This window comes from Frankia tisae, from assembly GCF_025403405.1.
Classification (GTDB): Bacteria; Actinomycetota; Actinomycetes; order Frankiales; family Frankiaceae; genus Frankia; species Frankia tisai.
The window spans coordinates 1-3,726 of the sequence record NZ_JANEZT010000506.1 but is presented as its reverse complement, the minus strand read 5'-3'; the positions used below and the strand labels follow the sequence as shown (position 1 = coordinate 3,726).

5 protein-coding genes are annotated in these 3,726 nt (G+C 68.1%); 3 read left to right on the top strand and 2 right to left on the bottom strand.

Annotated features, from left to right (window positions below; translation table 11 throughout):
- Positions 1-12: 12 nt before the first annotated feature.
- A complete protein-coding gene (locus NBZ85_RS28895) occupies positions 13-186 on the bottom strand; it encodes a hypothetical protein (RefSeq protein WP_261563117.1) in 174 nt (57 codons plus the stop codon).
- On the opposite strand from NBZ85_RS28895, the gene NBZ85_RS28890 reads away from it, so the two are divergent.
- Together NBZ85_RS28890 and NBZ85_RS28885 are read left to right on the top strand one after the other, a co-directional pair.
- The gene (locus NBZ85_RS28890) at positions 187-1,056 is read left to right on the top strand and encodes an aminodeoxychorismate/anthranilate synthase component II (RefSeq protein ID WP_261563115.1); all 870 of its coding nucleotides are present in this window, start codon (positions 187-189) and stop codon (positions 1,054-1,056) included.
- A 165-nt stretch (positions 1,057-1,221) separates the two neighbouring features.
- Positions 1,222-1,374, top strand: a complete 153-nt coding sequence (locus NBZ85_RS28885) for a hypothetical protein (RefSeq protein WP_261563113.1) — start codon at positions 1,222-1,224, stop codon at positions 1,372-1,374.
- Here the strand turns inward: NBZ85_RS28885 and NBZ85_RS28880 are convergent.
- Positions 1,371-1,976 (bottom strand): hypothetical protein, encoded by a 606-nt coding sequence (locus tag NBZ85_RS28880; protein WP_261563111.1) that lies wholly within the window; start codon positions 1,974-1,976, stop codon positions 1,371-1,373. The genes NBZ85_RS28885 and NBZ85_RS28880 overlap by 4 nt on opposite strands.
- Before the next feature lie 1,111 nt (positions 1,977-3,087).
- Here NBZ85_RS28880 and NBZ85_RS28875 point away from each other — a divergent pair.
- Entirely contained in the window at positions 3,088-3,642 is a 555-nt protein-coding gene (locus NBZ85_RS28875) for a GNAT family N-acetyltransferase (protein ID WP_261563110.1), read from the top strand.
- Positions 3,643-3,726: the final 84 nt, after the last annotated feature.

The window sequence follows — 3,726 nt, the reverse complement described above, 5'->3', positions numbered from 1 at the left end:
GCTCGGAGATGTTTATAAGAGACAGGCCCTCCGCCCACCGACCACGACGCCACCGACCACGACGCCACCGGCGGCGAGCCCGTCGAACGCGACGACGAGCCTGCCGAGCGCGACGACGAGCCCCGGGCCGAACGGGCCCACGACTCGCGGCCGGGCCTCGGCCAGCCCACACCGGGCGGTCCGCACGTGCCGCTTGCGGCGGATTCGCGGATAGCGGGGGCGCTCGCCGCCCGCAACACGCACCTCGCCCCCTTCTGGCTGCGGCGGCGCGAGCCGGGGGCGACCGTGGTGCCCGCGCTGACCGGCCGCAGCGCCCTCATCGTCGACGCCGAGGACAGCTTCGCCGGCATGCTCGCCCACCTGCTGCGCGAGCTCGGCCTCGCGGTCACCCTCCGGCCGTGGCAGGAGGCGGCGGCGCGCCCGGCGCACGACCCGGCCGAACACGGCGCGGACGGCGCCGACCGAGGCGAGGCCGGACACGGCGCCGGTGGCGGCCCCGTCGGCACGGAGTTTGACCTCGTGGTGGCCGGGCCCGGCCCGGGTGACCCCACCGACGCCGCCGACCCGAAGATGGTGACGATACGGCAGATGATCGCGGATCGGCTCGCGGCGCGGCGGCCACTGCTCGGCGTCTGCCTCGGCCACCAGTTGCTCGCCGGGCTGCTCGGGCTGCGGCTGCACCGACGCGACGCCCCGTACCAGGGGCTCGCGCGCACCATCGACCTGTTCGGCCGGCCCCGCCGCGTCGGGTTCTACTCCACCTTCACCGCGATCGCCGACAGCGACGAGCTCGCCACCGCGCGCGGTCCGGTCCGGTTGGCCCTCGACCACACCGACGGGTCGGTGCACGCGCTGCGCGGGGCGGCGTTCACCGGGCTGCAGTTCCATCCCGAGTCGGTGCTCAGCGAGGACGGCCTGCCGGTCCTGCGCGAACTGCTGGCGCAGTTGCTGCCGGCCTCGGTCGCCCCGGCGGGCCAGTCGGGCCAGGCCGCCGGGGCGGGCCTCGCAACGGGAGGGAAACTCCAGGGCGCCCCCGGGACGGGCCTCGACGAGTAGGTCCGATCGGCCTCGTGGTCGAATGTGGTCCGCTGCGCGCTGGGGTCAGGAAGTGCTGGAGGTTGCTGACGGTTCGCCGGCTCGCAGCGTGCCGTCCGCGAACGTCCTGGCCCCGCAATAGAATCAGGGGGTCTACGGACCCCCTGATTCGTTGGAGGCTGGACGGTGCCCCTGTTCGAGGTCGAGTGGACCAACGGTGAAGAGATCACGCCGGGCGTGCTCGCCTGGTGGTCCGCGACGGTGGAGGCAAGCACCCCGGATGAGGCAGACGCGCAGATAGACGAGATCGAGGCGCAGATGCGGCAGATGGACTTCTAACGACCACCACCAGTCGGTGGCGATTCGTACTCTGTGCGCAGAACGGTGTCAACTCGAATGAACTTCGAGTCGCGACTCGAAATGGTGATCGGATAGCTCTCGGTCTCATTCGGAAATGGTAAAATAAGATAGTGGTCGGGCGAAATCACACTACCCGGCGCATCGAGAGGAGAAGAGATGCGGATGGACTGATCACACACGCCACTCCGTCCGAAACAAAACGTTACCGCCCTGGCAGATCTGTTGAACAGCAGGACTTCCGCCCCTTCATTCTTATAATTTTCTTTCATGAATCCCCGGTCGTCGAAGCCGACCTCATAGGGACTACCATTAAGAAGCGACACGCAACACCAGACAGTCAGTACCAGCGCAGGAGCCCCAATACTCCACCAAAACGCAGCCTTGATCTCGCGACTGTCCCCATAAAGGACGAGAGCGAGGATGACCAAGCAACCCACCAAAGCAAGAAATGTCATCAAACTTGCCGTCGAACCAGGGTAAATACCACTTTTATGTTTGAATGTAAGTGGATTATTCAGCGGCACCCAGACTGCCACGGGGGCAGTGACAAAGAAGATGACCAGGGTTGCTATCCGCACCATCCTCATCGCTTCTTCTTCTGATCGACATCAGCCGCTTCGGCGAGGGCGGCCTGATCCATCCATCCACTCGCCAAGGCCGCGCCAAGGCGTTCGTTCCGCATGTCGACTCCGAAAGGACGCAACGGGACGCCACGCCGGGCGCCGAGGACATCCCCCGATCGTCCCACGCAGGCGGTAGCGGTGTGTGGCGTGCTGCGTGACGCTCGTCTGGCGTTCCAACCGAGGCGCGCACATATCCCCAGTGCCCCCGGGCAGAGCACCCACGGCCAATCGGGCGCACTTCAGCTACGGGCAGGGCCCGGAGCCCCGGCCCGGCTAGCTCCACGAACAGATCCCTGCCGCCACGCGCGTCCGCTGGCCCTACCCCGGGGTCGGTCTCAAGCACTTGCCTGTAGGCCGCGTAGTCGGTTGTGATCAGGACGGTGTGTCTGTGTCGCTCGATCCGGATCGCCGAGGCGTCGACGTGGGTGCATGTCGTGGTCGTGGTCGTGGGAGTCGTCGATGGCAGTCGGAGTCGTCGATGGACGTCGGGCTTGCGTCCGGCATCGCGGCGCGGTTCCGCGGAACATCATGATCGTCGAAGTCGAGTCCGGGCGCATCGCGGTACGACACGCCCGGTTCGCGAGCCGAAAACCGTGTGGAACGCACCGCAATCGGCCGTAGCCGTGGTCCGGCACCGCGGAACACCATGATCATCGGGAGTCGGGTTCGGGCTGAACAACCCGCACCTCACCGAGCACACACAGGCGTGACGATCGGTCCGTGGCAGTCCCGGCCCCAAGGCGGTCAGCGGATGCTGGAGATCGATACCCGTTCGCGCGGCCCCGACCGTCATCACCCTCCAGCAATGGCCGACGCAACCGACAGGCAGCGGCCAGCACGGTCCCCCGCACACCACTCCTTGATCACAAGTGGATGCGCGCCCTAGTCGAGTTGTCGCCTGCTGGCCCTGATGCCCGCCTTCCCGGCCAGACAGCGGTCAGACCAGGCCGCAGTCGGCGGCGACCAGACGACGCTGCTCGCATCCTGCGTTTTGCGGGTCTGTAACGACTTCGTGACCGGCGCTGGTGCCCGCGCCGCCGGACGCCGGAACGCGGAATGATTCGAGGACATGGTCACCATCAGGGCAGCACATCCGTCCGACGCCGCCGGCATCCGGGCGGTCTACGCACCGTTCGTAGCCGGGTCGCCGTCGACCTTCGAGGAGGAGCTCCCGACGGTCGAGGACTTCCACGCGCGGATACTCGCCTCCCCCCGCCGGCCGTGGCTGGTCGCCGAGGCCGAGGGGGAGATCGCCGGCTACGCCTACGCCAGCGCACACCATTCGCGCGCGTCCTACCGCTGGTCGGTGGACACGTCGGTCTACCTGGCCGCCGTGCACCACCGGCGAGGGCTCGGTCGGCGGCTGTACGACGAGCTGATCGCCGAGGTGCGGACGCTGGGCTACCTCAACCTGTACGCGTGCATCACGCTTCCGAACGCGGCGAGCGTCGCGCTGCACACCGCCGTCGGATTCCGGCCGGTCGGGGTGTTCCCCCGCGCGGGATACAAGCTCGGCGCCTGGCACGACGTCGGCTGGTTCGGGCTGGCCCTGATCGACGAGCATCCCGCCAACCCTGCCGAACCACGTCCGTGGCTGCCCGAGGGCGTGCCCGCCGCCCCCTGACGGCAGAACCAGCGGAACACTGTGGGTGGGCAGAACGGGGTTGGGCATGGATCGGCCAGGTCGGCGGGTTGGCCAGGTTGGCGG